Annotated in this window: 16 protein-coding genes; 13 read left to right on the plus strand and 3 right to left on the minus strand. The window is 62.3% G+C overall.

Annotated elements, in window-relative coordinates; translation table 11 throughout:
• Window positions 1-60 precede the first annotated feature (60 nt).
• From secD to EDF61_RS03865, 3 genes are all read left to right on the plus strand, one after another.
• Window positions 61-1,785, plus strand: a complete 1,725-nt coding sequence (gene secD, locus EDF61_RS03855) for a protein translocase subunit SecD (RefSeq protein ID WP_133833325.1) — start codon at window positions 61-63, stop codon at window positions 1,783-1,785.
• Complete coding sequence (gene secF, locus EDF61_RS03860) at window positions 1,778-2,746, plus strand: protein translocase subunit SecF (protein ID WP_105658281.1); 969 nt, start codon at window positions 1,778-1,780, stop codon at window positions 2,744-2,746. Before secD ends, secF begins: the two co-directional genes overlap by 8 nt.
• A gap of 238 nt (window positions 2,747-2,984) precedes the next feature.
• Window positions 2,985-5,252, plus strand: coding sequence for a RelA/SpoT family protein (locus EDF61_RS03865; RefSeq protein WP_105658282.1), 2,268 nt, complete (start codon window positions 2,985-2,987; stop codon window positions 5,250-5,252).
• Window positions 5,253-5,279: 27 nt separating this feature from the next.
• Here EDF61_RS03865 and EDF61_RS03870 read toward each other — a convergent pair whose 3' ends face one another.
• Complete coding sequence (locus tag EDF61_RS03870) at window positions 5,280-5,903, minus strand: hypothetical protein (RefSeq protein ID WP_133833326.1); 624 nt, start codon at window positions 5,901-5,903, stop codon at window positions 5,280-5,282.
• Window positions 5,904-5,963: 60 nt separating this feature from the next.
• Window positions 5,964-7,322 carry a DUF349 domain-containing protein gene (locus EDF61_RS03875; protein ID WP_133833327.1) on the minus strand — a complete coding sequence of 453 codons (1,359 nt, stop codon included), beginning with the start codon at window positions 7,320-7,322 and terminating at the stop codon, window positions 5,964-5,966.
• Window positions 7,323-7,465: 143 nt separating this feature from the next.
• Between EDF61_RS03875 and hisS the strand changes: the two genes are divergently transcribed.
• The 4 genes from hisS (at window position 7,466) to EDF61_RS03895 (ending at window position 12,263) form a co-directional block, all read left to right on the plus strand.
• Window positions 7,466-8,788, plus strand: a complete 1,323-nt coding sequence (hisS, locus tag EDF61_RS03880; protein WP_133833328.1) for a histidine--tRNA ligase — start codon at window positions 7,466-7,468, stop codon at window positions 8,786-8,788.
• Window positions 8,789-8,877: 89 nt separating this feature from the next.
• Window positions 8,878-10,677, plus strand: coding sequence for an aspartate--tRNA ligase (gene aspS, locus EDF61_RS03885; RefSeq protein ID WP_105661363.1), 1,800 nt, complete (start codon window positions 8,878-8,880; stop codon window positions 10,675-10,677).
• Between the two features lie 145 nt (window positions 10,678-10,822).
• Window positions 10,823-11,941 carry a DUF1129 domain-containing protein gene (locus EDF61_RS03890; protein WP_133833329.1) on the plus strand — a complete coding sequence of 373 codons (1,119 nt, stop codon included), beginning with the start codon at window positions 10,823-10,825 and terminating at the stop codon, window positions 11,939-11,941.
• Window positions 11,934-12,263 carry a PadR family transcriptional regulator gene (locus EDF61_RS03895; RefSeq protein ID WP_133833330.1) on the plus strand — a complete coding sequence of 110 codons (330 nt, stop codon included), beginning with the start codon at window positions 11,934-11,936 and terminating at the stop codon, window positions 12,261-12,263. Before EDF61_RS03890 ends, EDF61_RS03895 begins: the two co-directional genes overlap by 8 nt.
• On the opposite strand, the gene dtd is transcribed toward EDF61_RS03895, so the two are convergent.
• Window positions 12,260-12,697 carry a D-aminoacyl-tRNA deacylase gene (dtd, locus tag EDF61_RS03900; RefSeq protein ID WP_133833331.1) on the minus strand — a complete coding sequence of 146 codons (438 nt, stop codon included), beginning with the start codon at window positions 12,695-12,697 and terminating at the stop codon, window positions 12,260-12,262. The genes EDF61_RS03895 and dtd overlap by 4 nt on opposite strands.
• A gap of 55 nt (window positions 12,698-12,752) precedes the next feature.
• Here dtd and EDF61_RS03905 point away from each other — a divergent pair, with 55 nt between their 5' ends.
• The 6 genes from EDF61_RS03905 to ruvX all read left to right on the plus strand — a co-directional run bounded on the left by EDF61_RS03905 (window position 12,753) and on the right by ruvX (window position 18,933).
• Window positions 12,753-14,159 carry a replication-associated recombination protein A gene (locus EDF61_RS03905; protein WP_133833332.1) on the plus strand — a complete coding sequence of 469 codons (1,407 nt, stop codon included), beginning with the start codon at window positions 12,753-12,755 and terminating at the stop codon, window positions 14,157-14,159.
• A gap of 184 nt (window positions 14,160-14,343) precedes the next feature.
• The gene (gene rpsD / locus EDF61_RS03910; RefSeq protein WP_105658291.1) at window positions 14,344-14,970 is read left to right on the plus strand and encodes a 30S ribosomal protein S4; all 627 of its coding nucleotides are present in this window, start codon (window positions 14,344-14,346) and stop codon (window positions 14,968-14,970) included.
• A gap of 125 nt (window positions 14,971-15,095) precedes the next feature.
• Window positions 15,096-15,467: a DUF948 domain-containing protein gene (locus EDF61_RS03915; protein WP_105658292.1), complete on the plus strand. Its 372-nt coding sequence runs from the start codon at window positions 15,096-15,098 to the stop codon at window positions 15,465-15,467.
• An 80-nt stretch (window positions 15,468-15,547) separates the two neighbouring features.
• Window positions 15,548-15,757, plus strand: a complete 210-nt coding sequence (locus EDF61_RS03920) for a hypothetical protein (RefSeq protein ID WP_105661299.1) — start codon at window positions 15,548-15,550, stop codon at window positions 15,755-15,757.
• 19 nt (window positions 15,758-15,776) lie between these two features.
• Window positions 15,777-18,467 (plus strand): alanine--tRNA ligase, encoded by a 2,691-nt coding sequence (alaS, locus tag EDF61_RS03925; protein ID WP_105661298.1) that lies wholly within the window; start codon window positions 15,777-15,779, stop codon window positions 18,465-18,467.
• The gene (ruvX, locus tag EDF61_RS03930) at window positions 18,460-18,933 is read left to right on the plus strand and encodes a Holliday junction resolvase RuvX (protein WP_219844133.1); all 474 of its coding nucleotides are present in this window, start codon (window positions 18,460-18,462) and stop codon (window positions 18,931-18,933) included. Before alaS ends, ruvX begins: the two co-directional genes overlap by 8 nt.
• The last annotated feature ends 36 nt before the right edge of the window (window positions 18,934-18,969 follow it).

The following is an 18,969-nucleotide window of genomic DNA, read 5'->3' on the forward strand; positions in this document are numbered from 1 at the left end:
GTCCCGGGCAGCATAGCGGTGGCCTGAAGGCTAAGCCACCCAAACCAGAAAGCACAATAGATGTCATCAATCAGACCTGTTAAGCAGGCGCGCAAGGCGTTGCTATGGTTGCTGATCGTCTTCATCATCGCAACCGGCGTGTTGGTAGCCGGTGCAGCGAACGGTAAAACCGGATGGGGACCGAAGCTCGCCCTCGACCTCGAAGGCGGTACCGAGATGATCCTGGCCCCTCGGGTCCAGGGCGACGAAGCAATCAACCAAGAACAACTGGACCAAGCGGTTGAGATCATCCGCCAGCGTGTGGACGGTTCCGGTGTTACCGAATCGGAAATCACCACCCAGTCCGGTCGCAACGTTGTGGTCTCGATGCCCGGCACCCCGGACCAGACCACTCGCGATTTGATCCAGGCCTCGGCCAACATGGAGTTCCGCCCGGTGCTGATCACCGGCAGCTACGCAGCCACTCCTGAGGAAGATCGCACTCCCAAGGAAGACCTGCCAAAGCCTGAGGGCAAGCCAGAGAACCCATCGGACACCAACTGGATCACCGCAGAGCTCTTCCAGGAGTTTGAAGGCTACGACTGCGAAACCGAGCTCAAGGACCGTGGCGGCGACGCTGCGGACCCGGCCAAGCCAATGATCTCCTGCGATACCGACATGGGCGTCAAGTACATCCTTGGCCCACAGGAAATCTCCGGCAACAAGATCAAGGACGCATATGCGCAGCTCGCTCGCGGCGTCAATGGTTCGGTCACCGGCGAATGGGTCGTCGTCATCGAATTCGATGCCGAGGGCACCAAGATCTTCGCCGATACCACGCAGCGTCTGATTGCCCTGCAGGGTTCGCAGAACCAGTTCTCCATCGTGCTTGATGGCGAAACCATTTCGGCGCCAACCACCAATGCGGTGATCTCCGATGGCCGTCCGCAGATTTCCGGTGGCTTCACCCAGGACACCTCGCAGGCGCTGGCCGAGCAGCTGAAGTACGGCGCACTGCCAATCAGCTTCGACATCCAGTCAGAGCGCCAGGTTTCTGCAACGCTGGGTGCTGACCAGCTGACCGCGGGCCTCATTGCCGGTGTTATCGGCCTGGTCCTGGTATTCGTCTACTCGCTGTTCCAGTACCGCGCCCTGGGCTTGGTGACCATCGCTTCGCTGCTCGTCGCCGGTGTGCTGACCTACCTCTGCCTGGTCCTGCTTGGCTGGGGCATGAACTACCGCCTGTCGCTGGCGGGCGTGGCTGGCTTGATCGTGGCGATCGGCCTGATCGCGGACTCGTTCATCGTGTACTTCGAGCGTGTTCGAGATGAGTTGCGCGAAGGCCGGCCATTGGCAAGCGCCGTGGATATCGGCTGGAAGCGTGCCAAGCGCACCATTCTGGCTTCCAAGGCCGTGAACGTGTTGGCTGCAGTAGTGCTCTACATCGTTGCCGTGGGCAACGTGCGAGGCTTCGCCTTCACCTTGGGCCTGACCGCAATCGTTGACCTCGTGGTCGTGTACGGACTGACCCATCCAACCTTGGTCCTGCTGGCACGCACCAAGTTCTTCGCCAACGGCCACCCGCTCTCGGGCATGGATCCATCGTTGCTTGGCGTCAAGCCGCTGTACCAAGGTGCAGGCAAGGTTCGCCGCTTCGATGAAAACGTTGTGGCAAACCGCGGCAAGAAGAATGCGAAGGCCTCGGCTGAGGCCGCCAAGCGCATGACGATTGCCGAGCGTCGCCGTGCACAGGCCGAACAGCCAGCCAGCACGCAGGCCAAGGCCCAGGAGGAGAACAATGAATAAGCTAGTCACTTGGGGCAACGAGCTCTACACCGGCAAGCGTTCCTACCCGTTCACCTCCAAGTACCGGTTGTGGTTCCTGATCGCCGGTATTCTGGTGATGCTGTCGATCCTGCTTCCAGTGGTCAAGGGCGGCTTCAACCTGGGCATCGACTTCCGCGGTGGTTCTGAATTCACCGTTTCGGATGTGCAGAACACTGATATCTCGATTGGTGAAAAAACTGTTAGCTCGGTGGCTTCGGGTTCCGAGGCAACGGTCACCAACATTGCTCCGGGCACCATGCGCGTGCAGACTGAGCGTTTGAGCGATGACCAGACCTTGGCCATCGCCGGCCAGCTCGCGGAGAACTACGGCGTCTCCAGCGATGAAGTTACCAGTAACTTCATCGGCCCAACCTGGGGTGAAGACGTTTCGCGCCAGGCACTGGTTGGCTTGGTAGTCTTCGTGGTCCTGGTGGGCTTGCTGATGGCTGCCTACTTCCGAACCTGGAAGATGTCGCTGGCAGCGATCGTCGGACTGATTACCGTGGTGATCGTGACTGCGGGCATCTACTCGCTGTCCGGTTTCGAAATCACGCCCAGCGCGATCATCGGCTTCCTGACCATTCTGAGCTACTCGCTGTATGACACCGTGGTGGTTTTCGACAAGGTCCGCGAAAACACCAAGGACTACACCCAGCAGTCCAAGCGCACCTTCGAGCAGCTGGTGAACCTCGCTGTGAACCAGACCCTGGTTCGCTCGATCAACACCTCGGTCGTTGCCGTGCTTCCAGTGGCCGCGATCCTATTCATCGGTTCCTACCTGCTGGGTGCCGGTACGCTCAAGGACCTGTCCTTGGCGCTGTTCGTCGGTATCATCGTCTCGGCCCTGTCGACCTTGTTCGTGCAGGCGCCAATGTTCCATTGGCTCCGCCACAAGGACGACGACGTGGTAGCGCACGATAAGAAGATGGCTGCTGCCTAAACCGATCCGAAGATCTGAATTTGGTGCTCCCAGCATTTGCTGGGGGCACCAATTCGCTTAAGCGGGAAGATGCGTAATTAGTTGTCACCGCCCGAACGTGCTATAACGTTTGAACTAAAGAAGGTGTTTTTTCAGTGCACGGCTACCAGTGATCTGGTGGCCCGGAACTACCGTTGGATTCCGTCGGGCTTCACGCAGGCTCGGGAAAGAATCCAACGGCAACGGGAAGGAGCGGGGCATGGCGAATACGCCTAACCTGAACAATTCGAAACGACGCTCTATCTCTCGTTTGGTGCGCTTTGCTGGCCGGGGGAGCACCCCGAGCACATCGCCGACCCTTGAACCGCTATTGCGCACGGTCAAGTCCAAGCATCCGAAGGCGGATCTGGACCTGCTGGTCCACGCCTACGAGGTCGCCGAAAAGTACCATGAAGGCCAGAAGCGCAAGAGCGGCGACCCGTACATAACGCACCCGGTCGCCGTCGCCACGATCCTGGCGGAGATGGGGATGACCGGCTCGATTCTTGCCGCCGCCTTGCTGCACGACACCGTTGAAGACACCGATTACTCCCTGGAGTCGGTTAAGAAGGAATTCTCCGAGGAAATCGCCATGCTGGTCGATGGCGTGACCAAGCTGGACAAGGTCACCTATGGCGATGCGGCCCCGGCAGAGACCGTGCGCAAAATGGTCGTGGCCATGTCCCGCGACATCCGCGTGCTGCTGATCAAGCTGGCCGACCGCCTGCACAATGCCCGTACCTGGCGCTACGTATCCCCGGAATCTTCCTCGCGCAAGGCGAAGGAAACCCTGGAGATCTTCGCACCGCTGGCACACCGTCTGGGCATGAACACCGTCAAGTGGGAGCTGGAGGACCTGTCCTTCGCTGCCTTGCACCCGAAGGTCTACCAGGAGATCGTCCGCATGGTGGGCGATCGCACTCCGGAACGTGAAAAGTACCTCTCCTCGATCCGCCAGACCCTTTCGGGCGATCTCGGCGATGTCGCCATCCATGCCTCGGTGTCCGGCCGGCCCAAGCACTACTACTCGATCTACCAGAAGATGATCGTGCGCGGCAAGGACTTCGACGATATCCATGACCTCATGGGCGTGCGCATCCTGGTGGATACCGTCAAGGACTGCTACGGCGCCCTGGGCGTCGTGCATGCGGAGTGGAATCCACTGCCTAACCGCTTCAAGGACTATATTGCGATCCCGAAGCTGAACCTCTACCAGTCGCTGCACACCACGGTGATGGGTCCTGAAGGCAAGCCGGTAGAGATCCAGATCCGCACCCACGATATGCACGTACGCGCCGAATACGGTGTAGCAGCGCACTTCCAGTACAAGCATGGGCAGACCGATAACTCCATGCTTTCGCCGGAACAGAATATGGATTGGCTGCGTTCCTTGATGGAGTGGCAGGCGGATACCGCCGACTCCGAGGAGTTCCTGGACGGCCTTCGCTACACGATCAGCTCCGCTGAAGTCTATGTGTTCACCCCCAAGGGCGACATCATGTCCTTGCCGGTTGGTGCCACACCGGTGGATTTCGCCTACTCGATCCACACCGACGTCGGCCACCGCACCATCGGCTCCCGCGTCAATGGCAAGCTCGTCCCACTGCATACCGAGCTCAAGCAGGGCGATGTGGTGGAGGTCTTCACCTCGAAGGCCGAAGGCGCTGGCCCATCCCAGGATTGGCAGAACTTTGTCCGCTCGCCTCGTGCCAAGGCAAAGATCCGCGGTTACTTCTCCAAGGAACGCCGCGAGGAGGCCATCGAAAAGGGCAAGGAGCTGCTGACCAAGGAACTGCGTCGCAACCAGCTGCCATTGCAGAAATTGATGACTCACGACCTGCTCACGGCGGTAGCCAACGAACTGCACCACACGGACATTTCGGCCCTGTACCAGTCCGTGGGCGACGGCCATACCAGTGCACAGAACGTCATTGAGCATTTAACGGCCCTGATTGGCCCTCCAGAAGCCGAACAGGTCGATGAGGAAGCGGTAGTCCGCCCAATGGCTCCCAGCCCGGCTACGGGCAACGACGCCGGCGTGATCGTCGAGGGCCTGGGGGATGTGCTGGTGAAGCTGGCGCGTTGCTGCACCCCGGTGCCGCCAGATGAAATCCAGGGTTTCGTAACCCGTGGCGCCGGAGTCTCGGTGCACCGCACCGACTGCCTGAATCTGACGCAGCTCGCCGAGCAGCCGGATCGACTGGTCAATGTCACGTGGGCCACCAAGCACCATGGCGTGTTCCTGGTGGAGATCCAGGTCGAAGCATTGGACCGAAAGTCGTTGCTCTCCGACGTCACCCGGATACTCTCCGAAAGCCACTTGAACATCCTTTCGGCCAGTGTGCAGACAAGCAAGGACCGTGTGGCAATCTCCCGTTTCTCCTTCGAAATGGGCGATCCCAAGTTCCTGAGCCACGTGCTGAACCAAGTACGCCGCATCGATGGCGTCTACGATGTCTACCGCACCACCGCAGGGTCCCGCCGCTAATAGCGCGGTGCACCCCGCGGCGGCAACCTAGGCCGCTTGCGCCGTATCGGAGAAGGACTGGACCAGGCGCAGGGCTCGGGAGCGCTCGGGTGAGGGAACCTCAGATGCCAGGGCTTGTTTGATGGCGTCCAAAGTCAGGTAGGGATCTGCCAGCGCCGCGACTGTGCCCAGAACGCGGCTGGCAATGGGCAATGGATCGTATTTCGCGCAGTCGCAGGCGCTGCGCAATGCGGTGGCCACCCTGATGCGGCTGCGGAACACCATGTCCGTATCCGGCACCTGCATTTGGGCGAATTCCGCCCTCAGCCCGTGCCCGGGGTAGAACGGCCGATGGTAGCTCTTGGTGTAGATGCACAATGTGGACACTGACGGCAAGAGCCCATGGATCCAGGCTGCAGTTTGGCGAGCTAGCACCGCATCGCGGGCCAGCTCGCGGCCACAGGCGAAACCTGCAATCCGTGCCCGCACCGACGCGTTGACTCGGATGCTGCTGGGCAAAAAATAATCACCGAGGACCTCGATCAGCAGGCCGTTGTGGGCCATGGCGTGCAGCTCGTTGCGGGTGAACATCTCACCAGCAATCCACAGGTCCCCGGGAATGCGCAACGCGGCGGCGCGAGGTCCGGTAGCTGGGGAATTTCTCGTTTCCATAGAGCTACTGAACCAGTTCGCGCCGCCGCGTTGGCGGTGTGCAAGCGATCTGTGGATTACTTACTGGAAGTCGGCAGCCGACTTCTCCAAGGTGCTCAGCCACATGCGGCGTGCATCCAGGGCTTCCTGGGCTGTCGCGATCTGCTTGGCGTTGCCCTTGGCCTGTGCTGCTGCCAGATCATCTTCCAAGGCGGAGATGGTGTCCTGCAGCTGCGAGAGCATCGAGTTGGAGCGGGCCTTGGTCTCCGGGTTGGAACGGCGCCACTGCTCGTCCTCGGCACCCTTGACCGCGTCCTCGACCTGGCGCAGGGCCGATTCAATGCGCTGCAGGTCGTTGCGCGGCACCTTGCCGGCAGCTTCCCAACGGGTGCGGATCGAATCCAGCTTGTTCTTGGCAACAGCCAGATCCTTGATGGGAAGCAGCGCGCGCGCTTCTTCCAGCAGGGCTTCCTTCACCACGAGGTTCTGGGAGTACTCTTCATCGATCTTGGCGTTGGCCGCGGCGCGGGCCTGGAAGAAGACATCCTGGGCGGCGCGGAAGCGGCTCCAGAGCTGGTCGTCGTCCTTGCGCGAGGCACGGCGCGACTTCTTCCACTCGTCCATGAGCTTGCGGTACTCGGCGGCGGTAGCGGTCCAGTCGGTGGACCCCTGCAGCACCTCGGCGCGAGCGATCAGCTCTTCCTTCACTTCCTTGGCGGCCGCGTTGGTCGAATCCAGCTGCGAGAAGTAGGCCCGGCGATGGCGGTCGAAGGTGGTGCGGGCGGAGCGGAATCGCTTCCACAGCGCATCTTCGGTGGACCGTGGCAGGCGCACCGAGGAACGCTGCGAACCCTTCCAGGCGTCGAACAGCTCGTTCATCGCCGCCGAAGCGGTCTTCCACTGGATCTGCTCCGGGCGCTTGCCGGCCAGCTCTTCAGCCTGTTCGACGATGGCTTCGCGGGCAGCGAGCTGTTCCGCGCGAGCTTCGTCGTTGGCCTTGCGCTGTTCGCTGGTCAATGCCTCGACGGCTACGCGGGCATTCTCGAGGCGCGTTTCCAGCGCCGGGATGTCGCCGACCATATGGCGTTCGGCAACGGTGGCCGAGAGCGCCTGCACAGCCTTGCTGAGCTCGCCGGCCGGGGCCTTGGCAACGACGCGCTGCTCCAGGAGCATCAGCTGCGAGAGCGCGTCGTCGTATTTGCGCACGAAGTAGCCCAGGGCTTCGTCCTGGGTTGCGTCGGGGTATTGGCCCACTGGGAATTCGGCGCCGTCAATGATCACGAAGACGTGGCCGTCCTCGGTCACACGGGCGAACTTTGCCGCTTCGTCGAGGGGAGTGGTATGTGCGACGCTTGGCGCTACAACCGGCTTTGCGGCAGGCTTCTGGGCCTGTGGCAATGGGGTCTTCTGGCTGTCGTCGGATTGCTGACTGGTGGTCACCGCTGAAACTCTTTCACTTTACGAGCACTTGCTTTAGCCAACTCTACCTGTGACCTCCGCTTCTTAGTAAGCCGACGTGCACAGGTTTCTCGGGTTTCGGGCTATAAGATGGGTAGGTAGCCCAATTTGCACTAAGGAGTTTCATGGCACGCAAGGCCTCACTATCAGGTTTCCCGGAATGGCTTCCCGCCGAACGGGCAGTTGAACAGCATGTGCTCGATACCTTGCGCCACGTCTTCGAACTGCATGGATTCGCCAACATCGAGACCCGTGCGGTGGAAACCCGAGCGCAACTTCTGCGCAAGGGCGAAATCGACAAGGAAGTCTACGGACTGTCACGGCTGGCCGCGGAGGATGAGAAGAACGATCCCAACGCGTTGGCCCTGCACTTCGACCTCACCGTGCCTTTCGCACGCTACGTGGTGGAGAACGCAGGCCACCTGGCCTTCCCCTTCCGCCGCTACCAGATGCAGAAGGTCTGGCGTGGCGAACGCCCGCAGGATGGCCGCTTCCGCGAATTCACCCAGGCCGACATCGATGTCGTGGGCGATGGCACCTTGCCCTTCAGCTACGACGTGGAGCTGGCGCTGACCATTGCCGACGCGCTCTCCGCCCTGCCGATCGGTGATTTCCGCCTGCGGGTGAATAACCGCAAGCTGGCCGAGGGCTTCTACCGCGGCCTGGGCCTGGAAGATCCGGATGCAGTCCTGCGCGCCATCGACAAGCTGGAAAAGATCGGCGATGATGCCGTCGCCAAGATCCTGGTCGAAGAAGTCGGCGCCACCGCGCAGCAGGCCGCCGCCGCCCTGGCCCTGGCCAAGATCCGCACCATGGACACGTCCTTCGTGGAGCAGGTCCGCGCACTGGGCGTCAGCCACGAACTGCTGGATACCGGCTTGGATGAGCTCTCGCAGGTCATCGATGCCGCATCCAAGCGCGCACCGGGCAAGGTCATGGCCGATTTGTCCATCGCCCGCGGGCTGGACTACTACACCGGCACCGTGTACGAAACCGTGCTGGTGGGCCACGAATCCCTGGGTTCGATCTGCTCGGGCGGGCGCTACGAATCGCTGGCTTCCAAGGGCAAGAAGAACTACCCAGGTGTGGGCTTGTCCATCGGCGTCACCCGCCTGGTCTCGCGCATCCTTGCAGAAGAGTCCGTGACCGCAAGCCGTTCGGTGCCTTCGGTGGTATATGTCACCTTGGCCAACGACGAGTCCTGGCACGAAGCGCAGGATGTAGCCTCGCAGCTGCGCGAGCGCGGCATCGCCTGCGAGGTAGCAGCCAGCGCGGAGAAGTTCGGCAAGCAGATCAAATTCGCTGATCGACGCGGGATTCCGTTCGTCTGGTTCACCCATGCCGATGGCGCCCACGAGGTCAAGGACATCCGTTCCGGCGAGCAGGTCGCCGCGGATCCGTCCACCTGGATGCCGGCCGAAGCGGACCTGAAGATCGCCATCAGCTAGTTCTCGGGCATGATCGCCCGCCCGCGCACCAATCACGGTGCACTAAACTTCATGGGAAGAAACTTTCCCAACCGACCGAAAGGATCGTAGTGCTACGCACTCATCAGCTGGGCGTCTTGAACGCCGAGCACATTGGACAGCAGGTCACACTCACCGGTTGGGTCGCGCGTCGCCGCGACCACGGTGGTGTCGCCTTCCTGGATTTGCGTGATGCTTCGGGCGTGGCCCAGGTCGTCGTGCGCGATGAAGAGGACTTCCATCCGCTGCGCAATGAGTTCGTGCTGCAGATTCTCGGCACCGTCGAGCGCCGCCCGGAGGGCAACGAGAACCCGAATCTGCCTACCGGGCAGATCGAGGTCATCGCTGAGACCGTGACCGTGCTGAACACCGCGGCCCCGCTGCCATTCCAGGTCGACGAGCACGTCGAGGTCGGCGAGGAAGCGCGCCTGCGCCACCGCTACCTGGACCTGCGCCGCCCGACCCCGGCCCGCAACATCCGCCTGCGCTCCGAGGCCAACCGCGTGGCACGCAACCTGCTGCACGACCAGGGCTACATCGAGATCGAAACCCCGACGCTGACCCGCTCCACCCCGGAAGGCGCCCGCGACTTCGTCGTGCCGGCCCGCCTGACCCCGGGCAGCTGGTACGCCTTGCCCCAGTCCCCGCAGCTGTTCAAGCAGCTGCTGCAGGTCGGCGGCTTCGAGAAGTACTACCAGATCGCCCGCTGCTACCGCGATGAGGACTTCCGCGCGGACCGCCAGCCGGAGTTCACCCAGCTGGACATCGAAGCATCGTTCGTCGAGGAAGATGACATCATCGAGCTCGGCGAAAAGCTGGTCACCGAACTGTGGAACCTGATCGACGTGCAGGTCCCGACCCCGATCCGCCGCATGGCGTACTCGGAGGCCATGGCCAAGTACGGTTCGGACAAGCCGGACCTGCGCTTCGGCCTGGAACTGACCGAAATGACCGAGTACTTCGCGAACACCTCCTTCAAGGTCTTCCAGTCCGAGTACGTCGGCGCCGTGGTCATGCCTGGCGGCGCATCGCAACCGCGCCGCACCCTGGATGCCTGGCAGGAATTCGCCAAGCAGCGCGGTGCCAAGGGACTTGCCTACGTGCTGATCAAGGAAGATGGCGAGCTGGCTGGCCCAGTGGCCAAGAACCTGTCCGAGGAAGAGAAGGCCGGACTGGCCGCAGCTACCGGCGCAGCCGCCGGAGACTGCATCTTCTTCTCCGCCGGCAAGAAGAACGAATCCCGTGCACTGCTCGGTTCGGTCCGTGTCGAGATCGGCCACCGCACCGGCCTGATCAAGGAAGGCGACTGGGCCTTCGTCTGGATCGTCGACGCACCGATGTTCGAAGCTGCCTCCGACGCTGTCGCCTCGGGTGACGTGGCCGTGGGCGCTGGCGCTTGGACCGCTGTGCACCACGCGTTCACCAGCCCCAAGCCGGAGTTCATGGACACCTTCGACACTGATCCTGCATCGGCCCTGTCCTACGCCTACGACATTGTCTGCAACGGCAACGAAATCGGCGGCGGTTCGATCCGTATCCACCAGCGCGACGTCCAGGAACGCGTCTTCAAGCTCATGGGCGTAACCCAGGAGCAGGCTGACACCCAGTTCGGCTTCCTGCTCGAGGGCTTCAAGTACGGCGCCCCACCGCATGGCGGCATCGCCCTGGGTTGGGACCGCGTGCTGCAGCTGCTGACCAACTCGGAGTCCATCCGCGACGTGATCGCCTTCCCGAAGACCGGTGGCGGTTTCGATCCGCTGACCGCGGCTCCTGCGCCAATCACCCCGCAGCAGCGCAAGGAAGCCGGCATCGACTTCAAGCCTGAGAAGAAGAAGGCCGAAGAGACCGAAGCCAAGGCCGAGGCCAAGTAGGCTTCTCCAGGTTTACGAAGCAGGATGAAACGTTTACGCGTTTCATCCTGCTTCTTTTTGTACGAAATAGGCCAGGAAGTGGATTAAAGCTGGTTTTAATACTAGGTTAGTTTTCAACCTAGTTATTTCGATCCCAGGAGAGCACGTGGACTCGGCAGAACCCAATGACATCATCGAGCTCTACCCTGAAAGCGACCGCGAATGGGCGCAGGACTTCAACATCGCCATGTGGTGGAAAGACCTGAACGATTCCCAGTGCGCAGCAGAACTGGGCAAAGCGCTGGATGCGATCCGCGACAGCGGTCAAAGCGCAGAAGAACTTTTTGGCGATCCCGGTGAATTCGGCGAAGGCCGGGCTTACGCGCGGCTGACTCCGCAGCAGCTCGCGGATTCGGAGATGCCGATCAACAGCAGTTTGCTGCTCCTGGCTGGCATCGGGCTCGTTGTTGGCTTGCTGTGCACCGGTTTTGGCACGTGGGTCGGATTCCGCGACGGATGGACGTCGAACTCGTGGCACTTCTGGCAACTGGCCGCCCTGGCTGCAGGCACGGGAATCGCCTTATCCGGGCACCTGTGGTGGTTCTACCGGTTGAAAGGCAAATTCGCGCGATCATGGGTGCTGGGGTTGTCCGGAATTGCGGTTTCCATCGCAGCGGCCGTGCTGATCGCGGTACTCGGCGGTGAAGAAACCATGCCGCTGCCCAACTGGCTGGCGCCGATTCTCGGCATAGCCCTGGCTGTCGGCGTGTTCTGGCTGCCATGGAATGATGAGCCTGAACCCGTACGCGGTGGCGCCTGCGCCTTCACGGATCCAGAAGCGTGGTTTGCCGAAACCACCCGATTGCTGCGCGGGCGCTACGGAATGCGAAGCAGGGAAGCGGCGTCCGCTCTGGAACCTGCCCGCGAGCACTGGTCGAATATGAGCATGGAGGGCGGCGGGGCCAGCATTGCGCAAGAGTTCGGCACGCCGGGCGAATTCGCCATCGGCCTGTCGGTGAACACCGGCACAGCGCTGAAGCGACGCTGGTTGCTGCGCCGCCTGCTGCCGCTAGCCGTAGTGGGCCTCTACAGCTTCAGCCTCGTGCCGGAGGTGATCGCCCCGGACCGCAGCGGATGGGATATCTTCTTCGCGGCATGCCTTCTGGTTTTTGCTGCGGTGACCCTGTACGAGTTGCGCCCTGCAAACCGCTCACAATACGTGGAATCCAAGCTTGCCGAAAGGCGCGCCCAGGCCCGCGGTATGGAAGAAGGCCGCGATGAGTGAGCAAGCACCATTCCCCGGCAGCTGGCAGCGCGCGATGCTGCCGATGCTCCTGCTCGCAGAACTCTCCAGCGGCCAGGCCCACGGCTACGCGCTGTCCAAATCATTGCAGGAACGCGGTTTCGGGCCGATCAAGGGAGCCACGCTCTACCCCGCATTGGCCAAGCTGGAAGCCGCGGGTCTCGTGGAAACCCGGTGGCAAGAAGGCCAGGGCGGGCCGGGGCGAAAGGTCTACGAACTCTCCGCCACCGGACGGGTGGAACTAGCCGAGCAACGAGCCAGCTTCGACCAACTGACCCAACTGGTGCAGAGCACCGGCCGCTAGGGGAGGTCTGCCGAGTCTACGATCATCGTGAACGGTCCGGTATTCGTTAGCGAGACATTCATCATCGCGCCAAATACACCGGTCTGAACGCTCGCACCCAATTCGCGCAGGTGCTCCACGAAGTATTCGTACAGCGGTTCGCTGATAGGACCGGGTGCCGCATTGGACCAGGATGGGCGGCGGCCCTTGCGCACCGAACCGTACAGGGTGAACTGGCTGATCACTAGCAGTGGTGCATTCACCCCGGCTGCGGAGGTTTCATCCTCCATGATCCGCAGCTGCCAGATCTTTTCGGCCACCTTGCGTGCGATCGCCTGATCATCCTCATGGGTCACCCCAAGTAGGATCACTAAACCGGGGGAGTCGAGCTGGCCGGTAATCTGCCCTTCAACCTCAACATGGGCGGTGGAAGCGACCTGGACGACAGCGCGCATATGGCGGACCTTTCAAAAGACGGTGGGGCTTCCAGAATATCGGTAGGCTTAGGGGGTGAGCGATTTGTTCGATTCCCTGTCCGATGAGCCACGCGATGCGCGTGAGCCCCAAGTCAACCGGCCCCGTCCGCCACTGGCGGTGCGCATGCGCCCGAAGACCTTGGATGAGCTCGTCGGCCAACAACACCTGCTAGGCCCGGGTTCACCCTTGCGACAGCTGGCCGAAAACCCTGAAACCGGGTTGGCTGGACCTGCCAGTGTGATCCTCTATGGCCCTCCGGGAATTGGCAAAACCACCATCGCCCACGTGATCGCCCGCGCCACCGACCGCAAATTCGTGGAACTTTCGGCCATCACCGCCGGTGTCAAAGATGTCCGGCGAGTCATCGAACAGGCCAAGGATGACCGCGATCTGCGCGGGATTACCACCGTGCTCTTCCTCGACGAGATCCACCGCTTCAACAAGGCCCAGCAGGACGCACTGCTGCCCGGCGTGGAAAACCGTGTCGTCGTCCTGGTAGCTGCGACGACGGAAAATCCCTCCTTCTCGGTGATCTCGCCGCTGCTTTCGCGCTCGTTGCTGCTGACCTTGCGTCCGCTGACCGACGGCGACCTGTCCACCTTGCTCGAGCGCGCTGTGGCCGACGAGCGGGGTTTCGATGGCCAGGTGCTCCTCGAGGAGGAGCAGCGCGACGCCATTGTCCGCCTGGCCCAGGGCGACGCCCGCCGCTCCCTGACCGTGCTGGAAGCAGCCGGTGCGGTGGCTTGGAACGCCGCGGGCGCCGGCATCGATCCACCGGTGCTGATTACGGACGACCATGTGCAGCTGGCCATGGACCAGGCGGTCCAACGCTACGACAAAGATGGCGACCAGCACTACGACATCATCTCCGCGTTCATCAAGTCCGTTCGTGGCTCTGATGTGGACGCGGCCCTGCATTACCTGGCGCGCATGCTCTCTGCGGGGGAGGACCCCCGGTTCATTGCCCGCCGCCTGATGATCTCGGCCTCGGAGGATATCGGCATGGCCGATCCCACCGCACTTCCCGTTGCCGTAGCAGCCGCTCAATCGGTGCAGCTCACCGGCATGCCGGAAGCACGGATCATGCTCGGGCAGGCAACGGTTCATCTGGCTACGGCCCCGAAGTCCAACGCTTCATACAATGCGATCAACGCCGCCCTGGCCGACGTATCCGAAGGCAAGGGTTCGCTGGTTCCCGACCACCTGCGTGACGCGCACTATCCCGGCGCCAAGCAGCTGGGCCATGGCGTGGGCTACATCTACGCCCATGATGCTCCGCACTCCATCGCAACCCAGCAGTACCTGCCCGATGATCTGGTGGGCACCGACTACTACACGCCGACCAATAACGGTGCGGAAAAAACCATAGGGTCCCGCCTGTCCCGTTTGCGTGAAATCATCCGGGGCAAGGATCCGCAGCGCTCCAAGGGCAAGCGCTGATTGTGCGCTAAGCCTCAGCGAAAGCTGCTGCCGTTTCGTGTAAACTTGATCTTTGGCTGGCAAGCCTTGTCCCGCATTCGAGTCATCGAGCGTGGAGGCAGGGTTGAAGTGAAGCAGGGACGCGACGCCCACACACTCTCCCACCTGGAGGCCAGTAGATACCGTCGCTAATCGAAAGGGACACATTATGGCTAACGCCCGTGCCCGCCGCACCGTACGCCTTTCGCGTGCGCTCGGCCTTGCATTGACTCCAAAAGCTGAAAAGTACATGGAGCGCCGTCCATACGGTCCAGGCCAGCACGGCCGCGCCCGTAAGAAGCAGGACAGCGACTACGCAGTACGTCTGCGCGAAAAGCAGCGTTTGCGTGCCCAGTACGGCATCCGCGAAGCTCAGATGCTGAGCGCCTTCAAGGAAGCTAAGCGCCTCGGCGGCGAAACCGGCGGTAACCTGCTGGCTCTGCTCGAGTCCCGTCTGGATGCCCTGGTTCTGCGTGCAGGCTTCGCCCGCACCATCCAGCAGGCCCGCCAGATGGTTGTTCACCGCCACATCCTGGTCAACGGCCAGCGTGTAGACCGTCCGTCCTTCAAGGTACAGCCGGGTCAGCTGATCCACGTACACGAGAAGAGCGAGAAGATGGTTCCATTCCAGATGGCTGCAGCAGGTGAGCACTCGAAGGTGCTGCCAGCCGCTCCTGCTTACCTGGACGTAAAGCTGGAAGCCCTCCAGGCTACCTTCGTGCGCACCCCAGAGCGCACCGAAATCCCAGTGACCTGCGAAGAGAACCTCGTGGTCGAGTACTACGCACGCTAAATCCGTGCGCTAGTTCCAAGCCCGCAACCGGAAACGGTTGCGGGCTTGTCGCTTAACTACCTATCTGGGCTCTGACTTCGATAAGGTGGACTGGCACCAAAAACCCAAAGCAGAAGAGGAAGCACATGTCGGGTTCGGATATTGCAGGGCTCATCGCCGCCGGCGCGTTTGTTGTACTAGTTGTGCTGCTGGCAGTGCCGATCATGAAGTTGGGCAAGGTGTTCGACGAGCTGCGCAAATCGATCAAGGACCTGGCCGACGGCACCACTCCGCTGATCGGCGAAGTCGCCAACACCGTGGCGACCACCAACGACCAGCTCAAGAAGGTCGATGCCATCACCAGCAACGTTTCTGACACCACCGCCAATGTGTCCGCGCTGTCCTCGCTGGTAGCAGCCACCGTTGGCAAACCGCTGATCAAGGTTGCCGCGTTCACCGAAGGCGTGAAGGTCGCGATGAACACCAAGCCAAGCGGCAAGGCTCGCCGCAGCCGCTAAGCAAGCAACGCTGTTTGATCGAACACGTATCGGCGCGCTGAATAGGATACGGCCAACTGGTGGCCGCCAAGGAGACTAGAATGAAAAAGCTCTTGTGGGTTTCGATTGGAGTGGGCGTTGGCGTGCTCGCGTCCAAGAAATACGCTGAAGTTTCATCCGGGGCGGCGCTAAACCGCCAGGTCGGCAAGTACACCGACCGCGTCTCGGAATATTGGGAAGCCTTCCGCCAAGGAATGAGCTCCCGCGAAGAAGAATTACGTTCCGCCTTGGGCGTGGACGCCGCTAAGTGAAGGGATCATCCGTAACACGATGAAAACGCAGGAAATTGCCCGTCGTTGGGTCGACTTTTTCGTCTCGAAGGGCCATACGGCGGTACCTAGTGCCTCGCTGGTCTCGGCCGACCCTTCGCTGTTGTTCACGGTGGCCGGCATGGTCCCGTTCATCCCTTACCTCACCGCGCGCGAAGAGCCCCCGTACTCCCGTGCGACCTCCGTGCAGAAGTGCATCCGCACCGGCGATATCGAAGAAGTGGGCAAGACCGCGCGTCACGGCACCTTCTTCCAGATGTGCGGCAACTTCTCCTTCGGCGACTACTTCAAGAACGAAGCCATCCACTTCGCCTGGGAGCTGCTGACCAGCTCCGTCGAAGACGGCGGCTACGGCCTGGACAAGGAACGCCTGTGGGTCACCGTCTACGAAGACGGAGACGAGAAGGACCTTGAAGCCCGCCGCATCTGGGAAGAAGAGATCGGCATGCCTACCGAGCGCGTTGTAGGCACCGGCAAGGAAGACAACTACTGGAATACCGGCCAGCCCGGCCCCGGCGGTCCATGCTCCGAGATCTACTACGACCGCGGCCCCGCCTACGGTGTCGAGGGCGGCCCAGCGGTCGACGAGACCCGCTACGTGGAAATCTGGAACCTCGTGTTCATGCAGTACCGACTCTCCGCGGTACGTTCCAAGACCGACTTCGATGTGGCCGGCGAACTGCCCAAGCGCAACATCGATACCGGCCTGGGCCTGGAACGACTAGCCATGATCCTGCAGGGCGTCGAGAACATGTACGAGACCGACCAGGTCCGTCCGGTGCTCGACAAGGCCGCCGAGCTTGCCGGCGTCACCTACACCTCCACAGAGGATCCAGCCGACCCGAACCACGCCACCGACGTGCGCCTGCGCATGATCGCGGACCACATCCGCTCCTCGCTGATGCTGATCTCCGACCAGGTCACCCCGGGCAATGAAGGTCGCGGCTATGTGCTGCGCCGGCTGATCCGCCGCGCCGTGCGCGCAATGCGCCTGATGGGCGTGGACACCGAGGTGCTCCCTGAGCTGCTCCCGGTATCGCGCGACGCCATGAAGGGCGTCTACCCCGAGGTGGAGGCCGATTTCGAGCGCATTGCCCGCATCGCCTACGCCGAAGAGCGCGCTTTCCGCCGCACCATCGCTTCGGGCACCACCCGCCTGGACGAGGCACTGGGCCACGCCAAGGAGGAAGGCAAGAACCTCTCCGGCGATGACGCCTTCACCCTGCACGACACCTTCGGCTTCCCCATCGACCTCACCTTGGAGATCGCCGCCGAAGCAGGCCTGTCCGTAGACGAGTCGCGTTTCCGCGAACTGATGAACGAGCAGCGCACCCGCGCCCAGAAGGACGCCAAGGCCAAGAAGGCCGGCCACGCCGACCTGTCGGTGTACACCCAGCTGGCCGAGGCCGGCAACGTGCACTTCACCGGCTATGACACCCTCGAAGGCGAATCCTCCATCCGCGGCATCATCCGCGATGGCCAGGTTGTGCCATTCGCCGAGCAGGGCCAGGAAATCGACCTGGTGCTCAACGAAACCCCGTTCTATGCCGAGTCCGGCGGCCAGGCAGGCGACAGCGGCCTGATCACCGGCGACGGCTTCGTGCTGGAAGTCACCGACGTGCAGGCCCCGGTCAAGGGCCTGAACGTGCACAAGGTCATCGTGCGCGAAGGCGAATTGCCAGCCGAAGCACTGGTTCGCACCCAGGTCGACGCGGTGCGCCGCCGCTCCGGCGAGCAGGCGCACTCCGCCACCCACCTGGTGCACGCCGCGCTGCGCGAGCTGCTTGGCCCAACGGCCACCCAGGCCGGTTCCTTCAACAAGGCCGGCTACCTGCGCTTCGACTTCTCCTGGGCCGAGGCGCTCTCCGCCGCGGCACGCAGCGAAGTCGAGGAGGTAGTGAACCTGGCCATCGCCTCGAACTACCAGGTCGTCACCAATGAGATGGCGCTGTCCGAGGCGAAGAAGCTGGGCGCCATGAGCCTGTTCGGGGAGAAGTACTCCAACGACGTGCGCGTGGTCGAGATGAACGGCGACTGGTCGCGCGAGCTGTGCGGCGGTACCCACGTGGACACCACCGCGCGCATCGGCCAGCTGACCTTGCTCTCGGAGGCTTCGGTCGGTTCGGGCAATCGCCGCGTCGAGGCCCTGGTCGGCATGGAAGCCTTCCGCCACGGAGCTGCCGAGCGCGCCCTGGTATCCGAGCTCTCGGGCCTGTTCCGCGTTCCATCCAGCCAGGTGTCCGAGCGCGTCAACGACACCGTTGCCAAGCTGAAGGCCGCCGAGAAGCAGATCGCCGAGCTCAAGAGCCAGGCAATGCTGGCCCAGTCCGCAGCGCTGCTGCAGAAGGTCGCCACCATCGGCAACACCCGACTGCTGGCCCACAACGCCGGGCAGATCGACTCGGCTGACGCCCTGCGCACCATGGCACTGGACCTGCGCGCCAAGCTGGGTTCCGAAGCCGCAGTCATCGTGCTGATCGGCGTGGCCAACGGCCGCCCGCTGGTGCTGGCTGTGACCAACGACGAGGCCCGCGCCAACGGCTTCAAGGCCGGCGCGCTGGTGCGCACCGCTACCGGTGTGCTCGGCGGCGGAGGCGGCGGCAAGGACGATATGGCACAGGGCGGTGGCCAGGACGCATCGAAGATCGATGACGCACTGGCTGCAATCCAGGCGGCACTGGCCAATGGCTAATGCCGCTCTCGGGGTCGACGTGGGCCTGGCCCGCGTCGGCGTCGCCGCATCTGATCCCTCCGGAATCCTCGCCACTCCGGTGATGACCCTGCGCCGGGATGCGAAGAAGAACTCGGATCTGCGGATGCTTCTGCGCATCATTGCCGATCGCGGCGTCACCGAGGTATTCATCGGGGAGCCGAAATCACTGGCTGGCAACGCGACCGAATCCACTAAAATGGCACGTGACTACGCGATTGCCTTGGCCCAGGAAGCTGCAAGCGCTAATATCGAGCTTGAGGTTTTCATGGTCGACGAACGCCTGAGCACCGTGAACGCGCATCGCTCGTTGCACGCCTCGGGCAAGAAGATGGAAGATCACCGCAAGGTGGTCGACCAGGTCGCGGCCACTGAGATCTTGCAGCAAGTGCTGGAAATGCGACGCAACAATGTGCGCGTACAAGCCAGCCGGATTGTGCTGCGCTAGCCCACAACCGCTAGGGCACCACAAAGACCCGAGAGA

The sequence above is a fragment of the Arthrobacter sp. JUb115 genome (genome assembly GCF_004365035.1).
GTDB lineage: Bacteria > Actinomycetota > Actinomycetes > Actinomycetales > Micrococcaceae > Glutamicibacter.